This window comes from Clostridium sp. RTP31139st1_H3_RTP31139_211217 (assembly GCF_040227035.1).
Classification (GTDB): domain Bacteria; phylum Bacillota; class Clostridia; order Clostridiales; family Clostridiaceae; genus Clostridium; species Clostridium saudiense.
The window spans coordinates 1-17,857 of the sequence record NZ_JBCOAB010000056.1 but is presented as its reverse complement, the minus strand read 5'-3'; the positions used below and the strand labels follow the sequence as shown (position 1 = coordinate 17,857).

Here is a 17,857-nt window from a genome sequence, read left to right as displayed (position 1 = left end):
TAAACTTATATAATTTTCAAAGAGCGAGCAATTCTATGAAAAATCAAGCTATTTTTTCATATCAGCTTAACAGATTCAATACATCTATATATTAGTCAAACATTACTTGCCAATTTGGATTATTTTTAGCTTCAAAACACATTTCTATTTGTTTAGATGTAACCTTTTCTTCAGAAAGATTTGGAAGGTTTTCAACTAAAAAATAATCCATCTCTATAGTCTCTATATTTTCAATAAATTCTCCACCAGTAACTTCACATTCAACAAAAACCTTACACACTCCATAAGGATATAACGGTTTATTATGTTTATTTCTATCTTGAATAGCAATAACTCTTTTTGCAGTAACATCAAGCCCAGATTCTTCTTTTACTTCTTTTATAGTATTTGATTCTATTGATTCTAAAACATCTACCCAACCACCAGGTAGTGACCATAATCCGTTGTTCTCACGAACAAGTAATATTTTTTCATCTTTAAAAATTACTGCTCTAGTATCTAATTTAGGGGTCTGATAACCACTTTCATTACAGAATAAAGTTTTTATTTTATCAATAGGAATATCTGTTTTATAGCTTAACATTTCAGCTGCAATATTTCTTAATTGCTCATATCGTTCTTTATCATATATATCTTTTGTATATGTTAATCCACATTGTGCAATACTCTGTATCTCAATTGCCCATTTTAACCAAGGTTCTTTTAAAAATATATTATTCATAATATCACCATCCAAACTTTAGACTATATTATCTATATATTACTTTACATATTACTATTTCGCATTATAATACCATTGTTCATCAACAATTACATTTATTGTATACCAAAAGAAGTAAAATTAAAACAAATCCCCAAAATAAATTTTATTTTAAATGCAAAAACATTCTAAAGCAGTATATGTAATAAGTGTAAGGCAACAAAACTAAAAAATAAAAAAGGGGGAATTTACAATGGCAAATAAAGAACTTGAAAGCACAGTACTATCAATTGAGGTAGAAACTTCTGTTGATAAAGAGGGCAATCCTAAATTTACAAAAAAGAAGTTAGGTAACTTAGTACCAGGTGCTGATCCAAATAAAGTTATGGCAGTTGCAGATAAGATTGCACCAATACTTAAGAAGAATACAGGTTATATTTATATAACTGAAGTATCTCAACTTACTAATCAATAATAAAAAGAAAGGAAGTGTAAAGTATGGAATATACATTAACAATGACATTTATAGCCGAAAGTGGAGAAAAATCTAATGTTTCCATTAGTGATGTAAAAAGCGGAATAACTAGTGATGAAGCCTTAGAAATAATGGATAGCATTATTGAAAATAATGTTTTCCAAAATAAAAATGGAGCATATATTACTAAAGAATCAGCTCAAGTTGTTGCAAGACAAGTTACTAAATTTACTGTATAAACTCTAGTAGTTTTATACAGATTATATAAGAAGGAATAAGGGTTACCTTGGTGTAATTCTTATTCCTTCATTTTTTTATTTTAGCAATCTAAAATATAACCATATCCTGGTATAGATTTCAAACAATTCAAATCTAAAGCTGTTCTTATTTTACTTATATGAGAATCCACAGTCCTATCGTTAATTTTACAATGCGTTCCCCAAATATAATTTATAATTTGCTCTCTACTTAAAACTATACCTTTGTTATTTATAAGAAGTTTTAATATTTCTAGTCGTGTTTTTCCTAAAGAAACTTCATTATCATTCCATAATACTTGTCTTGTAGAAAAGTTAACTTTTATATTTTCATATATCCATAATTTATTATTAAGTTCTGTAATTTTAATTTTTTCTTCTAGAACACAACGTATTTTTTTAATTAAAAAGCCAATATAGCAAGGTTTAACTACGTAATCATTTATCCCCATATTAAAACATCTTTGTTGAACTATATTATGATTTATAGAAGTAAACATTATTACTGGTGTATTATAATTTCTAGCTTTAAGCTCACTTAAAAAAGTAAGTCCATCCATTTCAGGCATGATCATATCTAAAAGAATCAAACTTATCTTATTATTTTCTAGTGCTTCAATTCCAGCCTCACCATTATCGCAGTAAATAACATTAAATCCATTAATCTTTAATTCTTTAGTAAGTTCACGTGAATCAGTAACATTATCGTCAATTAGTAAAATAGTTTCTTTCATAAAATTTCTCCCCCTAAAAAAACAGTATAATTGTAAATAATAATAATTCTACCATTTAATTACATATAATAAAAGACAATTTTATACATTTTTTAAATGTTGTGAAAATTAACAAAATTATTGTGTTAAAGAGATAAAAATCCATATTTTTGCAACATTGAAGGTTTATAATTCTTATATAATCAAAAATTACCTTAACAATAAGTTAAGGAAAAGTGGGGGGATACCATGAATAATAATTTTTTAGCATCAAAACTTGATAGTGAATACATTAAAGATTTAACAATATTAAAGTTAAAGAAAAACTATAAGGTTATAGGGGATGAAGAGTATAAAAATATGCTTTTAGATTTAACAATGCTTAATGGGTATTCAGATTTTACAGAAATGTTATCAATGACAGCTTTTGAAATGATAATAGACAGAATAGAAAATATGGAAAGTAATGAAGAGGTTAAAATAATATTTAATGAAAAAGTAGAAGTGCTTTATAAGAATAAATTTATAGATAAAAGCTGCGATGTAGTATTAATTGGAAAACAAACAATAGAAGTTATAAGTATACTACCATTTGAATTCCATCATATATTTGCTTTTGATCATGAAGAAAGTCAATTGTTAGGAATGGGAATCATAAATAAGTATTTATCAAGTTTTGAATGTAAATGTTTAACGCTTACAGTGGTTCAACCAAATTTAATGGAAAGCTCTATATATGGCACAACTGTAAATAAGTTTTTACATCAGTACGATTTCTCACTTTTATGGGAATAAAAATATAAATTATAGGCTGGCAAAATAATATAGCCAGCCTAAAAATAAAAAAGAGTTTTGGAGGTAATTAAGATGATTTGTACAGATAAAATGATGATTAATATATTTAGTGATACCAATATTGATAAAGATGAAAGGTATATGCTTTTAATGTTTATAACAAATACTATTAAGGGGAAGGATGCTATTGCAATGTCTATTAAAACGTTGTTAGAGGTATTTGAATGTAAAGGAAAGAAAACAGTTTTAAATATTATAAAGTCTTTAGAAAAGAAGGGATATATAGAAATAATAAAAAGTATAGGTAAAGTAAATCAATATAAAGTTATTAAATATATTGATGGTTTTTTATCAGAAGATAGCTGCTCTTTACAAGAAGATTCCATTTTAGAAGATGATAGTATTTCTACAAGTGTAAGTACTTATCCTTCAGAGAATAACATTAGGAATCTAAGTGCAGATACCTATACTCCAGAGGATACTAGTGTTCCTACAAGGACAGGTACCTATACTTCAGAGTATACTAGTACTAAGGGAAGGACAGGTACCTATACTTCAGGAGATACAGGTACCTATACTCCACGAGACACTAGTATAATTTCAAGACCAGGTGCTTTAAGTAAAGAAAATAACGCTGGAAGGTCTGAAAATACTAATGTTTCAGCTAGTGCTAGCAAAAATGATGATAGATATATTAATAATAAATATATTAATAATAATAATAATAAATTATATATATATATTTTTAATGCTTGGAACAAACTAAATATAAACAATGAGAAAATACTAACTGAAGACAATAAAAGTGCAATAGCTAATGCATTAAATGAGCATAATGAAGAGGATATTATTAATGCCATAGAAAACTTTGGTGTTGTATATAAAAGCGATCATTACTACAACTATGCTTGGATTTTAAAAAGCTTTTTATCTAGAAGCAATGGAATTAATAGGTTTATGGAAGATGGAGATATATGGCTTGATTACAAGGCAAAGCAAAAAAATGTTAAGCGTAATTCCATATTTCCTGAAGATTTCGATATAGAAAAATATATAGATTAACCAATATGGACAGGCTTTGTTTATAAAAAAATAAGTTATAAGGCGGGTAATGAGAGATGTTAACTAATAATCAAATTGTGTTAGAGCAGGAGCTTTTAGGGTCTATATTTAAAAATAATAATCTTATGCTAAAGGCTAGAGAAAAAATAAAGCCAGAGATGTTTTTATACTCAAAGCATATGAATATCTATTTAGGGATTTTAGATATGGTTGCAAATAAGCTAGAAGTAGATCTTATAACCTTTTTAGAGCATCATAAAAAAAGAATTGGAGATATGGATGGAGTAACTTATGTTACAGAAATATACACATGTAGTGCAAGTGATATAGGCTTTAATACTAAGTTGGACATGCTTGTGAATAATTACAAAAGACATCTTTATGTTGAAATGAAAGACAAAATAAATTCAGATATGTCACTAGAAGAAATTGAAAGTGAAGTTGAAGGTGTTAAGGTTAAGGTCCATAAATGCAATATAAAAAAGGAGCTTGATATAGATAAACAATATGATGATTATATAAACTGGCTTTATGATGAAAATAGAGATAAAGGAATGAAGTCTGGACTTACTTATTTAGATAAATATTTGGGCAATTTTCAAAAAGGAAGACTTGTTACTGTATTTGCTAGAAGTGGTGTTGGTAAAACAACATTTTCACTACAACTTGCAGCAAATATGGCTTTAAAAGGTCATAAAATCTTTTATGGAAGTGCAGAAATGACAAGAAATCAAGTTTTTAATAGGATAGTGGCTAGTGGGCTTTCACTTTCAGCTAAGGCTATTGATGAAGATACTATCTTAAAAGAGGATAAAGAGAGTATTGCAAAATTCATGACAAAAGTCATAAATAATAAATTTTATGTTTCTACTGAAACAGACTTTGAAAAGTTTATTGATGAAATAAAGGTATATAAACTTCAAAATTCATTAGATGTGGTGTTTGTTGATTATATAAATAAATATATAGATTTTACTGATAGAGATATGCTGACTAATAAATTAGGTAAAATAAGTGGCATGTTAAAGTCTTTAGCAATGGAAGAGGACATTTGTGTTGTTTTAATGGCTCAAGCTAACAGGGTTATAGATAAAAAGGTGGGAGACAATGCAGTTGAAAAAATAGATTCAAGTGATATTCAAGATAGTGCTAGAATTGAGCAAGATAGCGATCAGGTAATAGGTCTTTATAGAAACGTTAAGCTTGATGACAAAATGTATAGAGAAAATTTATTTAATCAAGGTAAGCTTAAATATAATTCTAAAAATGCAGATGATAATCCAGAATGTATGAATGCAGTTATTATTAAAAATAGGCATGGAGATAGGGGGACATGCGCATTAAGGTGGCATGGAAGGTATTCTAGAGTAAGTGATTTTTAGGGGAGGTTATATTATGTTTAGTGATATTATAAGTGTTATTAGTGAAAGGGATAAGTATTTGGCATCGTTAATTGAAAGTATTGATAAGATGTTATTGGTTGATTCTTTTACTGTTATTTTAAAGTCTAGAGCTATTGGTGAGCGAGTTGTTAAGAATATTATTTTGATTGAAGGTATTACTGGTACTGATGAAATGAATCAAAAGGATAAGATTAATTTGCTTGAAAGGCAGGATTTTTTTAGGGATGATGTTTATAGATCTTTTCATACTTTAAGGGTTTTTGGGAATAGGGCCATTCATGATGAGCTTGAGGGTGTTTTTGAAACTTCTTTAATGGTTTGTAGGGTTCTTTATAGGGTTTTATCTTGGTATGTTATTGTATATGTTTGTTGTGATTTTGTGCCTAGTAGTTATATTGAGCCTGATATTATTGGCAGGATTGCTGAGTCTGAGAAGAGGGTAAGTGATGCTGTGAATTTGGTGTTGGGGAAGGCTTATGTTTGATTAGAGGCATTTAATATGGAATCAGCTATAAGGGGGTATAGCTGATTTTGTATTTAGAATTGTAGAAAGGATTGCCATGTTTTATTAATAATTTAATATGATTTAGCATTAATTGTTTAAAAAGATAGTTATATAAATTTATATGAAGTTAATATATATAAGTAAAGGAAGAGTATATGGGGGAAAGATGGCTAAGATAATTTCTATAATAAATTTAAAGGGTGGAGTTGCAAAAACTACAACTACAGTTGGATTAGCTCAAGTTCTATCAACAGAATTTAATAAGAAAGTATTAGTTATAGATTTAGATGCACAAACAAATGCAACAACTATGTTAATTGGGGAAGAAAAATGGCTTGAAGTAAATAAGGACAAGCAAACTATAGCTCAATTATTTTATGAAGGAGTATATCCTAAAAGTGAAAAAATATTTGATATTAATAAAGCAATATTGAAAGGAGTTTCTAATATTGATGAAGTAAAGTTAGTGGATCTTTTACCATCAAGCTTAGAATTAATAGATATACAAGAAGATGTAATAAAAACTCCAAGGGGAATTTTTTCAACTATTAGGCCAGTTGATTTACTAGGAAGGCAATTATCAAAAGTTAAAGAAAGGTATGATTATATATTAATAGATTGTCCTCCAAATTTAGGAGTAATAACAAGGAATGGATTGAAGGTATCAGATGTTTATATTATACCAACTATACCAGATATTTTATCAACATATGGAATTCCTCAAATAATTAGTAGAGTAAAGAAATATTCTAAGGAATTAGAAAGAGATATAAAGCCTTTAGGAATAGTTATAACTAAATATAGAGAGCAATCACCAGTTCATAGAAGGACTATAAAGAAATTACAGGAAGAAGTAGATTGTAAAGTATTTAATACTATATTTAAAGAAAACGATAGCATTGCAAGTGCTGCTGAATATATAAATAAATCTACTATAAGGCAAAAATGGGGATATGGTGGACAAGTTAATAATTTTATAGCATTAGCAAGAGAAATAATTGAAGCTATGGAGTGAATTTATGGAGAAGAAGTTAAAAGAATTATTTAATGTAATTATGGAAGAGATGAAAACCAATGATGAGTTTAAAAAGAGAATTGAGGTTGTTTTAGGGGGAGAAGATAAAGCTAAAAAGAAGGTTAAGAAAAAAGTTATTATTGAAGCTAAGTTAAATCCATTGCTGCTTATAAGTAATAGTGAAATGGAATTAAGAAACAAGCTTTCAGAACTTGAAGTTATTGATTTGAAAAATATTATTAAGTTTTATGAAATGGATAATACGAATTCTTGTAGTAGATGGAAAAAGAAAGAGAGGCTTATTAATTATATAATTGATGTTAGTAAAAGTCGAGTGAATAGAGGTAATGCATTCAGAGATTAATTATAAATACTGAAATAGAACAAGAAAAGATAGAGAAGTTTTTGGAGTTATATAATACCATAGATGTACAAATACCAAATTAAAGTCAATATTGAAGGAAACTATAGCAGTTAATGCTATAGTTTTTGTTTGTAACATATAGTACATAATTAGTACATAATCAATTATTTTATCTTTCATATACTTTTCTCTTGAATTTGAATAACATAAAGCAAAGGCTGAAAGCATCTTATTATTTTAATCTTCTAAACAATATTCAAGTTCTTCATTAGATAGATTTCCTAAATAAATATTATTTAAGTATTTGCTTAAAAATTTATAAGCATGTTTTATATCATCTAATGGAGTTGAAGGTGAATCCATTTTATATCTTGGAAAATATCTTGATAAATGAAGTGTAATATCTTTATTAATTGAAGATAAAAATTCACCAAGCTCTTTTAAAGTAATATCATCAGTATTTTCATTAGGAATCAAAAGTGTAGTAACTTCAATATGGCAGCCAAATTCATTGGTAATCCTTATAGAATTTTCAACTTCTTTTAATGCACCAAAGCAAAGAGTTTTATAATATTCATCATTACCTTTTAAATCAATGTTTAATGCATCAACATAAGGTAAAAGCTTTCTTAAAGGTTCTTCACAAATATATCCATTAGTTACAAGTACAGTTTTATGATTTTTATTTAATGATTTAATTTTTCTGCAAACATCATAAACATATTCATACCAAATACTAGGTTCATTATAAGTAAAGGCAAGACCTAAGTTATTCTCAAGATTTAAAGAAATATTAGCCATTTCATCTGGTGAAATATATTTACTTGGAGCTATTTCCTGGGAAATGCTGTAATTTTGACAAAAGGAGCATCTAAAGTTGCAACCAAATGAACCTATAGAAAGAATATAAGTCCCTGGATAGAAGTTGTATAAAGGCTTCTTTTCTATAGGGTCCATAGCAAGAGATGTTACCTCACCGTAGTTTAAACTATATAATTTAAGGCTTCCATCACTATCTTTATGAACTTCACGAACTTTACATATTCCCTTTTGTCCTTCAGTTAAATGGCTACATCTATGAGGACAAAGTTTACAGTTAACGTAATTATCAATTGTTTCATAAAATAAGGCTTCTTTTTTCATATTAATCACCATCTTCAATTTCTTTAAATCTTTCAACTTTAAAGCGTTGCAAAGTATAAGGCTCATTTGGAGATATATTTCCCTTTTCTCTAGCAATAGAAACTTGCTCTTCTGCATTATTTATGCCTTCAAGGTTAGGTAATAATAAACCTCTTTTATTACCACAAGATACTATAACACCATAAGTTTTAGGATCTAATTTATCAAAGGTTGTTTCCTCTGGTGGATATAATAAATCTACAGAAATATCAACATCTTTAAGTTCTTCCTTTCTAAGTGGTGAAAATCTAGGATCATTTACAGCTGCACTTATTGAATTTCTTATAATTTCCTCTGCAACTGTATCTGTTGTAGGTGAAATAGTTCCAATACATCCTCTTAAGTCACCATTTATTTTTAAAGAAACAAAAACTCCTTTTTTATCATTTAATAATTTTTCATCATTTATATCATCTAAGGAAACTAATTTACCTTCATTAAAGTATAAATCAAGATTTTTTCTAGCTAATCGGGTATAAATAGAGCCTTCCTTAATTCGTCTTTTATGTTCATTTTCTTTATTATTAATTATTTTAGTATATAAATCTTCAGATGTATCTTTTAAGCTACTATTTTGAGTGATGTCATTATAATTATTGTTAGAAGAATTGTTACTTTCAAGACATTTTTCTTTAAATTCCATAACTCCATAGCCAACTCCAAAAGGTCCTTCATAACTTAAAAGGGTAGAGTTTATATTATTACTATTTATTGCTCCAGCTAAAATATATAAAGAGCGTAATCCACATTCACCAGCTTCTCTTATTAAAGATTTATCTATTGTAAATAAGTCTTTTAAGTTGTTATTTTGTAAAATATTAATTAGCTTTTCATCAAACTCTTTTCCAGCAGGAGTATAAGGATATGGTCCATCTACAGTAAGCCTATGAGATAAGTCACCAGAGGCTATGAAGACAGCTTTTTTATTGCAGTCATTAACTGCATTTTTTATGCATCTACCAAAGTTCATAAGCTCTAAAGGTGATAGCATTCCATATGTTATGTGGACTAATTTAAAGGTTTTTGAATTTTTTAGAAAGTACAAAGGAACCATTGCACCATGATCAAGCTCTAAATCAATATTGTATAAATTAGAGGTTTTTTCATCTAAGGTCACTACTGGAATATTTTCTTTTGCAGCATTTTCTATAATTTTTGATGTAAGGGTAGTATCTATTTCAAAGTTAAATTTTATATTTGGTGCATTAAAGTTTTTTAAGTCTCCACTTAGGGTTTTGGATGTTATTATGGCAATTGCATCTCTAAATACTGTTCCATGTGGGGTTATTATTATAATTGTTTCTGGAGAGAGTTGGTTTATTTTTTTACCTACCTCCTCACATGCTTTTATAGTGTTTATTGCTTTGTTTTCGTTACCTTTTCCTATATCGGGAATGATAATTGGAGGGTGAGGCATTAGGTAGTAACTTAACATAGTTTTCACTTCCTTATTTTTTTATTACTTTAGTAGTATTACCTAAAATGTTTATTATTAGAGATATGAATATAGTGATTTGATTATGATATAAGTTTATGGAAAGTAATGGTGGTATTTATTTAAAAGTATGCTTATAGCATACCAATAGTGTTAGTGGATTTTATACAATAATGGTATTTAGTGAATGGGATAGCATTATTGTATTTTTTTATTGTATATAGTAAGTATTAATGAAAATGAGTGATTAATAGTTTAATATTAGAGTTTTTTGTAGTTGATTTGATATTTTACTATTAAATAGAGTTTTATTGAATATATGAAATAAAATATATTTTTTAAAAGTATTATATGTTTTTTTTATAAAGTAAAATTGTATTTAACATATAAGCAAATAAAAAAGAAATTGATATATATTATATAAATATAATTCAAATAAAAGGTAAATAACCCATTAAAAACATAAATTACTCATGACCAAATTCGACAAGGAATAAAATATTATTTTGTTATACTTAGTTAAGCAAGTTAGATTTACTAAAGAGAAGAAAAATAAAGATGGGATTATTTAAAGTATGTATGCTTTATATTAATAAAGACGATTTAGAAGGATTTATAAAAGAGTTAAAGTTTATTTGAGAAATAGATAATAATGACTATTTAAGGTGAAATTGTTAATTGTGAAATATGAAAGGAAGGAGTATGGTTATAATGATTACTATAGTTCTTCCTTTTATACTTTAAAGTGTGAAAATATAAAAAGAGAACTCTAGTATGCTCTTAGCAGACCAAAGTTTTATTAAGTAAAATTATAATATCATAAGGTATATATAATATGGTATAATATACCTCAAATTATATGATAATAAACGATAATAAAAATAGGTTTAATATTGTATAAGTTTATTTATTACATAAGAAATGGAGGAATAATGGTGGAATACTCGAGTTTAAGTGAAGAAGAAAGAATATATATAGAAAATTGTTTTATATTAGATTTAAATAAGGAAGAAAACTTGAATAAATGTATTGAAGTTATAGATAATTTTCTATTAAATTATAAAGAAGATTTTTTAGAAAATTTAAAGTACAAGCCTGTAGTTGAAATATTACTTAAAAGAATAAGTGAAAGTAATCAAATAAGTAAAAAAACAATAGAAGAAATAGCAAAGAAATATAATGAAGAGCATAACAAAAGTTTAATTATAAAAGAAGAGAAGATTAAAAAGGGATTATTTAGCTGGATTATAAAAATATTTAGAGGAATTGTGCAAAAAGAAATTAACATTGATACTACAGTTTATGATAATGAGGAAATTAAATTAGTTAATGAGTTTAATGTAATTGCTGAAAAAATAAATACATATATTAATGAAGTAAATAAGCTTAACAATATAATTAATGAATCAATCTTTAAAAGTATAATGAATAAAGCAATAATAGGTGAAAAAATAAATGAAGATCTGATTCAATTAATAGATAAATTAAAACAATATAGAATATACATAGCTTCGATGAAAAGTAATATTAATGAAGAATTAATAACGGAAATAATAGTTAAGTCAGAAGAAGAAAAAATAGAAGAGATAGCCGAAAAAAGTAGAGAAAATATAATACTAAAAGATACTGTGATAGATGAGAATGTAGAGAAGGATTATGAAAAAGTTGATAAGACAAATGAGATTATAACAGAGGATATATCAATTTTAAATGAAGAAAATGATAATAGTATCTATGATAATTTATTTATCGAGGATATATTTAATGATAATATTTTCAAAATATTTGTGAATTATTGTAGTGAAAACAATATTAAAACAATTAGTCAGCTTGAAGATTTTGATTTTAACGAATTGGATAAACTAAAAGGTTTTGGAGTAGGTAAGAAAGAAAAGCTTATTAACAAATATAGTGAAGTAATCGGTGAAAATTGTATTAAGAAAATAAAAAAAGAAAATACTTCAAATAGAGTTATAGAAAATAGAGTTAAGGATATTTATAAAAACTTAGATATAGCTGTTTTAGAGTGCTTTACTAAAATTAGTGGGAAAGTTATTGAACAAATTAAAGACGGTAATATAAGGACAATAGATGAATTATATACAGCAATAATTAGAAATAACTTTTCAATACCAAAATTAGGTGACGCAAAAATAAAGTATATTAAAGAAGCTTTTGATAATTTTGAGAAAGAACCAGTTGAATTAGTTAGATTGTTAATTGATGAAATTAAAGAAAATCCAGATTATGAAATATTAATAAAAAGATCTATTGAAAATAAGACACTTCAACAAATTGGTGAAGAAGAAGGGGTAAGTAGGGAAAGAATAAGGCAAAGAGAAAAGAAAATTGTTAATAATATTACTGCGTTATTAAAAATAATTATTGGAATTGTACAAAATAATGAAAGTAAATTACTTAGAATAGAAGAAATATTAGAAGTTGCACAATTTACTGATGAAGAAAAATATTGTTTAAAATATGTTTTAATAAATTTAGATAATAGTAATTATACATATATAGAAGAGTTAGATAAATTTTTGATAAATGGTGATATTAATGAAATAAAATCAAAGGTATCATCAATTTCAAATGGTATGCCAGATATAGTAAGCATTAAAAATGAACTAATATATGATCTGGAAGAGTATAGCGAATTAAATATTTTATCATTAGATGATGTTGTTAAGATATTAGTAGCCAAAGGATACAAAAAGGTTAATGATTATTTAGTGAGAGGAACTGTATCTAAAACTAAAATATATAACTTTATAGTAAAAGAATTTTTTAGGGAGGGTATTACTTTTAGTAATGATGTTGATATTGATAGATTTATTTCTATATTAAATGAAAACTTTGATATACAAGATGAATCGGTAAGAAATATAAAAGCCAAAATTGAAACAAGTTGTGTTTTATGTGATAGAGGAAGTTATATTCATCAAGAGTGGATTTATATTGATGAAAGATTATTAGATAAAATAAAAGAATATATTGATAATAATGACCACGAAACATTATATATTAATCAGGTATTCACTGAATTTGAATCAGAATTAAATAATGTAGGAATAAAGAATAGATATTATTTACAAGGAATATTAAAGTATTATTTTAGTGATAAGTACAATTTTACTAAAGATACTTTATATAAGGGAAATATAAAGCATGATAGAAACTATATTTTCAATAAATATATAAAGGAGAAAGGAAGAGCTGTAACTAAAGAAGATATTGCAAATGATCTTAAAGGTTGGACTCCTATTATGTTAACAACTGCAGAGGATGAGTGTAAGTATGTTCTAAAATGGGACAAAGGTGGATTTATCCATGCGAGTTTAATTAAAGTAGAAGTAGAGGAAATTAAACAAATAAGTGATACGCTTTTAATGGCTTTTGATGAAGATAAAGAATCAATAACTGATAATGAACTTTTTTATATATTAAGTTTAAAGTTTGAAAGGTTCTTGGATGAAAATAATATAGATAGTAGTTTTAAGTTATTCTCAGTTTTAGAGTATCTATTATCTAAAGTGTATTACTTCAAAAGACCTTATATATTAAAAAATAAACCTAAAGAAGCTATTTCAGCAGTTTATCTTATGAAGAAATTATTTAACAATAACTCTGTAGTTACATTAGATCAATTAAAAGAGTTTTGTAATAATATAAAATTAAATGATAGTACTAGAATGAGCTCAATTAATAAATTATTAAATGATGTAGTAGAAATTGAGAAAGAAACCTATATACTTAAGGAAAACTTTGAAGTAGATGAAACAGCAGTAGAGGTTGTTAAGAAGATTATTTTAGTTAAGCTAAATCAAAATGGATATGTTGCACTTAAGAGTATAGATGATTACTCATGTTTTCCTAATATAAATTACAAGTGGAATACTTATATTTTAAGAAGTATATGTGAGTGTTATATTCCAGAAGTTAAGGAGCTTAAAAAGCAGTTTTATGATAAAAGATACTCTGTACCAGTAATAGTAAATGTTGATTCTGAAATGAATGAGTTATTGGATTTAATAATAAAAGTATTAAAAAATGAATTTAATGGGAAAGTGGAGATGAATGAATTGTCACAATATCTAAGAAAAGGTAATTTAATTCATGATAAAATTCCATTTGAAATCTATAATTCTGATGAAATTATAGTTGAAGATAATATTATAAGATTAAAGTAATTGATAGAAAGTTGATGGGATACCTAAAGTTTAATAGGTATCCTGTTTTGAACAATGCATAAGTAATAATTATGGTATAATTACTTTATTATAAAATTGGAAATTGTGTATTATATAAATGAATTATATTTGAAAGGAAGTACTAATTTGGATAGAGATATTTTTAAATATTTAGAAAAGGATTATAAGGAATTATATAGCCTAGGAGAGGATATAAATAATTTAGTATTTACTTCTCCACATAGTGTTATATTAAAGTCAAGAGTTTTTATAGAAACATTAAGTAAAGAAATTGCAACTTTTGAAAAAATGGACGAGTTAAATAGTTTGAATTTAGCAGAGAGATTAAGTAAATTGAAATTTGCAGGATTATTTCCAAGTGAAATAAATGATTATTTTTTTCAAATTAGAATCAATGCAAATAAGGTAGCACATGAAGCAATCGAAGGAGAGTTACAAATTGCACTTAGTATACACAGATATATATTTAAAATAACATGTTGGTTTATAGAGACATATATTGATTATAATTTTAATGCACCACTATATAAGGACCCATTACCAAAATCAAATAAAGAAGAGAAAAAAGAAGAATCAAATTTATTAATTAGGTTAATGGGAAAAGTAGATTCTCTTATAAATTCAAATAAAAAAACTGAAGAAATGATATTGGAGAAGGTTTCAGGTGAAAATAATAGTAAAGAGAAAAATGTAAATGTAGAAGAGGACAGTAATAATAAGATAGTAGAAGAAAAAGAAGAAGTTGCTGTAAATAAAGAAGTTGCTATTACGAAAGATGTTACTGAAGTTAAAAAAGAGTGTCTCATTCAAGAATTATCAAAATTAAAAGAATCATCAAAAGAAGCCGTTGAAGGATTAAATACATTTAGTCCGTTTAAAAAATATATGCACGTAAATAGAGATGCGCAAAATGAATTACAAGATATAATTTTTGAAGCTGAAAAAAAAGAAGATTCTCAGTTAATACTAGTATGTGGTAGTGTCGGAGATGGTAAATCACATATTATTTCATACTTTAAGAGTAAGTATCCAGAGATTATGAATAACTTTAAATTACATAACGATGCAACAGAAAGTTTAGAACCAAATAAAACTTCGATGGATACATTAAATGATATTTTAGATAATTTCAGTGATGAAAAAATAGATACAAGTACAGAAAAGTTAATTTTAGCAATTAACTTAGGTACATTAAATAATTTTATTGACTCAGATTATGGTAAGAGGTTTACAAAGTTACAAAAGTATGTTGAAAATAAAAAGATATTAGAAAAAACTATAGTGGAAAATAAGTTTGACTCTTCTAGTAATATTCAATTTATTAACTTTAGTGATTATAATTTATATACGTTAAAAGATGGAAAAGTACAATCAAAATATATAAAAGAACTTATAAACAAAATCACTAATCCATCAGAAGTAAATGATTTTTATAATTCATATAAAGAAAATTGTAGTAACTGCAAAAATAAAGATAAATGCCCGATTAAAGCTAATTATGAATTGATAAGTGAAGAGAGTGTTCAAAATGCCATAGTAGATTTATTAGTGCAATGTATTATAAAGAAAAAGATTATTATTTCAACAAGAGCTTTATTAAATTTTATGTATGATTTGATAATTGCAAGATCACATATAGATGTGAACTCACCTATGTTTAAAGATAAGATTGGGAAGCTTAAAAATGAAGAATATATAAGTTCACTAACACCTAATATAATCTTTGATCATAAAGAATTATCATTTATATTTAATGCATTAAGTACTCTAGATCCTTTAAATGTAAGAAATGAAAAGGTTGATGATTTTATTATTAAATTTAATAATTCAACTGAATTAATGGAATTCTTTGATGAGTATATAGATTATCCAAAGGGATATATAGAAAAGATATATAATGTTAATTTTGAGGAATTAGAAGGTAGAAGAATAAAAAGTAATTTATTAAAGTTATTTATAAGAAGCTATTATCTTTGTGGCAAAGGTGATTTATTTTCATTAAAAGATGAAGTATATGAAAACTTTATAAGGTATTTATATTTCTGGAACAAGGGTGACAAGGCAAAACTTATTGGATTATATGGAGAAATGAAGGATGGTATTTTAAAGTGGAATGGTGAAGCAGAAAAGAACCATATTAATATATTTGTTGGTAAAAACCAAGTTAAATATAAGGTAAGTGAAGAATTAGAGTTAAAAGCTGATGTAAGTAATTTGCCAAATAATAATGATAATGAACTTATTAAATTCTTAACTGAAATGGAGCTTAAATATAAAGGTGATGGATTAGAGAACTCTTGTGGAGTAGATATTGATTACTCACTATATGAATTATTAATTAGAGTTAGAAATGGATATAGACCAAATAAAAAGGACAAGAATAATTTTATAAAATTTATTGAATTTATAAATAAAATAGAATGTGCAGGTACTCAAAATAGTAGGTTAACGTTCACTGAAAAAAATAGAGAAGAAAATAAAAAGTATAGATTAGAGTTTGATGAAGAATTTGAAATATATAGATTTGTGGAGATTTAAGAATGAATATGATGGATGAATATAAATTAGATTTAGATGAAGTAAAAAAAAGGTTTTTCCCAAATGAATCAATAGCACATAAACACAATATAAAATTTAAATTATTACCTTATGTAGCTAATGATAAGAATTTAGTATTAGATTTTCAAGGTGTAGTAGGTGAACTATCAAGAAGAATGTCTGGAAAAGAACTTAAAGAAAATTTTGATGTAGATTTATTTATTAACGAGGCTATAGAAAGAATTAGTGAGTTTGATGGAGAGAATAGTAAAGAGGTATTAAAAGATATTATTAGAACAATGTTTATTGATAATGGTAAGTTAGTTGATTTTGATGTTAATACAATTAATTATTTACAATCAACCAACGATGATATTAAAATAGCAAAATTTTTATTTTCAATATTCTTTGATGATAGTTTACAAGAAAATATTCAAGAGTGTTATATTAAAAAAACAAATAATATTCTATATAACTTGGTATTAAGTAGTCTACCAGAATTAAAAAGTAAAAAATATAAAAAAGAAGAGTATAATTGTTATTTGCCATTTATAAAGGAATTATTTTTAAAAGATTTTAAGTTTATTCTTAGTAATGAAGAGTTATATAGGAGTTCTTTAAGAAGGTTAATAGAATATTACTATATGTTTTATGTATCACAATTAATTGTAAAGTTAAGTAAATTTGAAAAAGCTGATATTTATAGTCCAGATAAAATTTATTATACATTAGAGTGGGAAAGCACATCAAAAAATAGAACGGCATATAAATTTGGATGGGAATTATTAAAGGGAAAAGTGGATTGTATATATTCTCATGCAATAACATTAGAATTATTAAATCATCATACACTAGATAAACAGTTAACATACAAGGATTTATATGATCTATTCAGTAAGTCTATTGATAAAATAAGTTTGAAAATAGAAATTTTATCCCTTATAGATGTATATATCGATGGTATAAAAGATGTTGAGTGGCAGAATTTTAAAGAAATAACACATGAAAGTGAAGAGGAAGTTTTTAAATATGTTTACAAATTATTTGATACTGTTGAATATCAATTCAAAAGTTCAACAAGGGGAAGGGCATATGATGCTTACAAAAATTGGTTTGTGAAGTTTGTATATGACGAATTGTCAAGCTAAGTGCAACACTTAGCTTGTTCTTCGTTAAATGCTTCTAACGGTGTCTTGTATCCA

15 protein-coding genes are annotated in these 17,857 nt (G+C 25.9%); 11 read left to right on the top strand and 4 right to left on the bottom strand.

Annotation, left to right across the window (positions count from 1 at the left end):
• Window positions 1-91 precede the first annotated feature (91 nt).
• Window positions 92-721 carry an NUDIX hydrolase N-terminal domain-containing protein gene (locus ABUA17_RS16285; protein ID WP_055277970.1) on the bottom strand — a complete coding sequence of 210 codons (630 nt, stop codon included), beginning with the start codon at window positions 719-721 and terminating at the stop codon, window positions 92-94.
• A gap of 232 nt (window positions 722-953) precedes the next feature.
• Here ABUA17_RS16285 and ABUA17_RS16280 point away from each other — a divergent pair, with 232 nt between their 5' ends.
• Window positions 954-1,175 (top strand): DUF1659 domain-containing protein, encoded by a 222-nt coding sequence (locus ABUA17_RS16280; protein WP_042399015.1) that lies wholly within the window; start codon window positions 954-956, stop codon window positions 1,173-1,175.
• Between the two features lie 23 nt (window positions 1,176-1,198).
• Window positions 1,199-1,414, top strand: a complete 216-nt coding sequence (locus ABUA17_RS16275; protein WP_042399018.1) for a DUF2922 domain-containing protein — start codon at window positions 1,199-1,201, stop codon at window positions 1,412-1,414.
• A gap of 80 nt (window positions 1,415-1,494) precedes the next feature.
• Here the strand turns inward: ABUA17_RS16275 and ABUA17_RS16270 are convergent, their stop codons facing one another.
• Window positions 1,495-2,166: a response regulator transcription factor gene (locus ABUA17_RS16270; protein WP_042399021.1), complete on the bottom strand. Its 672-nt coding sequence runs from the start codon at window positions 2,164-2,166 to the stop codon at window positions 1,495-1,497.
• Between the two features lie 228 nt (window positions 2,167-2,394).
• Between ABUA17_RS16270 and ABUA17_RS16265 the strand changes: the two genes are divergently transcribed.
• From ABUA17_RS16265 to ABUA17_RS16240, 6 genes are all read left to right on the top strand, one after another.
• On the top strand, window positions 2,395-2,940 hold the full coding sequence (locus tag ABUA17_RS16265; RefSeq protein WP_195951021.1) for a hypothetical protein: 546 nt from the start codon (window positions 2,395-2,397) through the stop codon (window positions 2,938-2,940).
• 72 nt (window positions 2,941-3,012) lie between these two features.
• Entirely contained in the window at window positions 3,013-4,002 is a 990-nt protein-coding gene (locus ABUA17_RS16260; protein WP_195952722.1) for a hypothetical protein, read from the top strand.
• A gap of 56 nt (window positions 4,003-4,058) precedes the next feature.
• A complete protein-coding gene (locus ABUA17_RS16255) occupies window positions 4,059-5,384 on the top strand; it encodes a replicative DNA helicase (RefSeq protein ID WP_195952389.1) in 1,326 nt (441 codons plus the stop codon).
• A gap of 13 nt (window positions 5,385-5,397) precedes the next feature.
• Window positions 5,398-5,889 carry a hypothetical protein gene (locus ABUA17_RS16250; protein WP_042399030.1) on the top strand — a complete coding sequence of 164 codons (492 nt, stop codon included), beginning with the start codon at window positions 5,398-5,400 and terminating at the stop codon, window positions 5,887-5,889.
• A gap of 187 nt (window positions 5,890-6,076) precedes the next feature.
• Complete coding sequence (locus ABUA17_RS16245; protein ID WP_195952390.1) at window positions 6,077-6,925, top strand: ParA family protein; 849 nt, start codon at window positions 6,077-6,079, stop codon at window positions 6,923-6,925.
• 4 nt (window positions 6,926-6,929) lie between these two features.
• A complete protein-coding gene (locus ABUA17_RS16240; RefSeq protein ID WP_195952391.1) occupies window positions 6,930-7,289 on the top strand; it encodes a hypothetical protein in 360 nt (119 codons plus the stop codon).
• A gap of 237 nt (window positions 7,290-7,526) precedes the next feature.
• On the opposite strand, the gene amrS is transcribed toward ABUA17_RS16240, so the two are convergent.
• The gene (gene amrS / locus ABUA17_RS16235) at window positions 7,527-8,432 is read right to left on the bottom strand and encodes an AmmeMemoRadiSam system radical SAM enzyme (RefSeq protein ID WP_195952392.1); all 906 of its coding nucleotides are present in this window, start codon (window positions 8,430-8,432) and stop codon (window positions 7,527-7,529) included.
• Between the two features lies 1 nt (window position 8,433).
• A complete protein-coding gene (gene amrA / locus ABUA17_RS16230; protein WP_195952393.1) occupies window positions 8,434-9,906 on the bottom strand; it encodes an AmmeMemoRadiSam system protein A in 1,473 nt (490 codons plus the stop codon).
• Window positions 9,907-10,838: 932 nt separating this feature from the next.
• On the opposite strand from amrA, the gene ABUA17_RS16225 reads away from it, so the two are divergent.
• The 3 genes from ABUA17_RS16225 (at window position 10,839) to dptG (ending at window position 17,803) form a co-directional block, all read left to right on the top strand.
• Window positions 10,839-14,096: a sigma factor-like helix-turn-helix DNA-binding protein gene (locus tag ABUA17_RS16225; RefSeq protein ID WP_349818136.1), complete on the top strand. Its 3,258-nt coding sequence runs from the start codon at window positions 10,839-10,841 to the stop codon at window positions 14,094-14,096.
• A 147-nt stretch (window positions 14,097-14,243) separates the two neighbouring features.
• The gene (gene dptF / locus ABUA17_RS16220; RefSeq protein ID WP_195952395.1) at window positions 14,244-16,655 is read left to right on the top strand and encodes a DNA phosphorothioation-dependent restriction protein DptF; all 2,412 of its coding nucleotides are present in this window, start codon (window positions 14,244-14,246) and stop codon (window positions 16,653-16,655) included.
• A 2-nt stretch (window positions 16,656-16,657) separates the two neighbouring features.
• A complete protein-coding gene (gene dptG / locus ABUA17_RS16215) occupies window positions 16,658-17,803 on the top strand; it encodes a DNA phosphorothioation-dependent restriction protein DptG (RefSeq protein WP_349818137.1) in 1,146 nt (381 codons plus the stop codon).
• The last annotated feature ends 54 nt before the right edge of the window (window positions 17,804-17,857 follow it).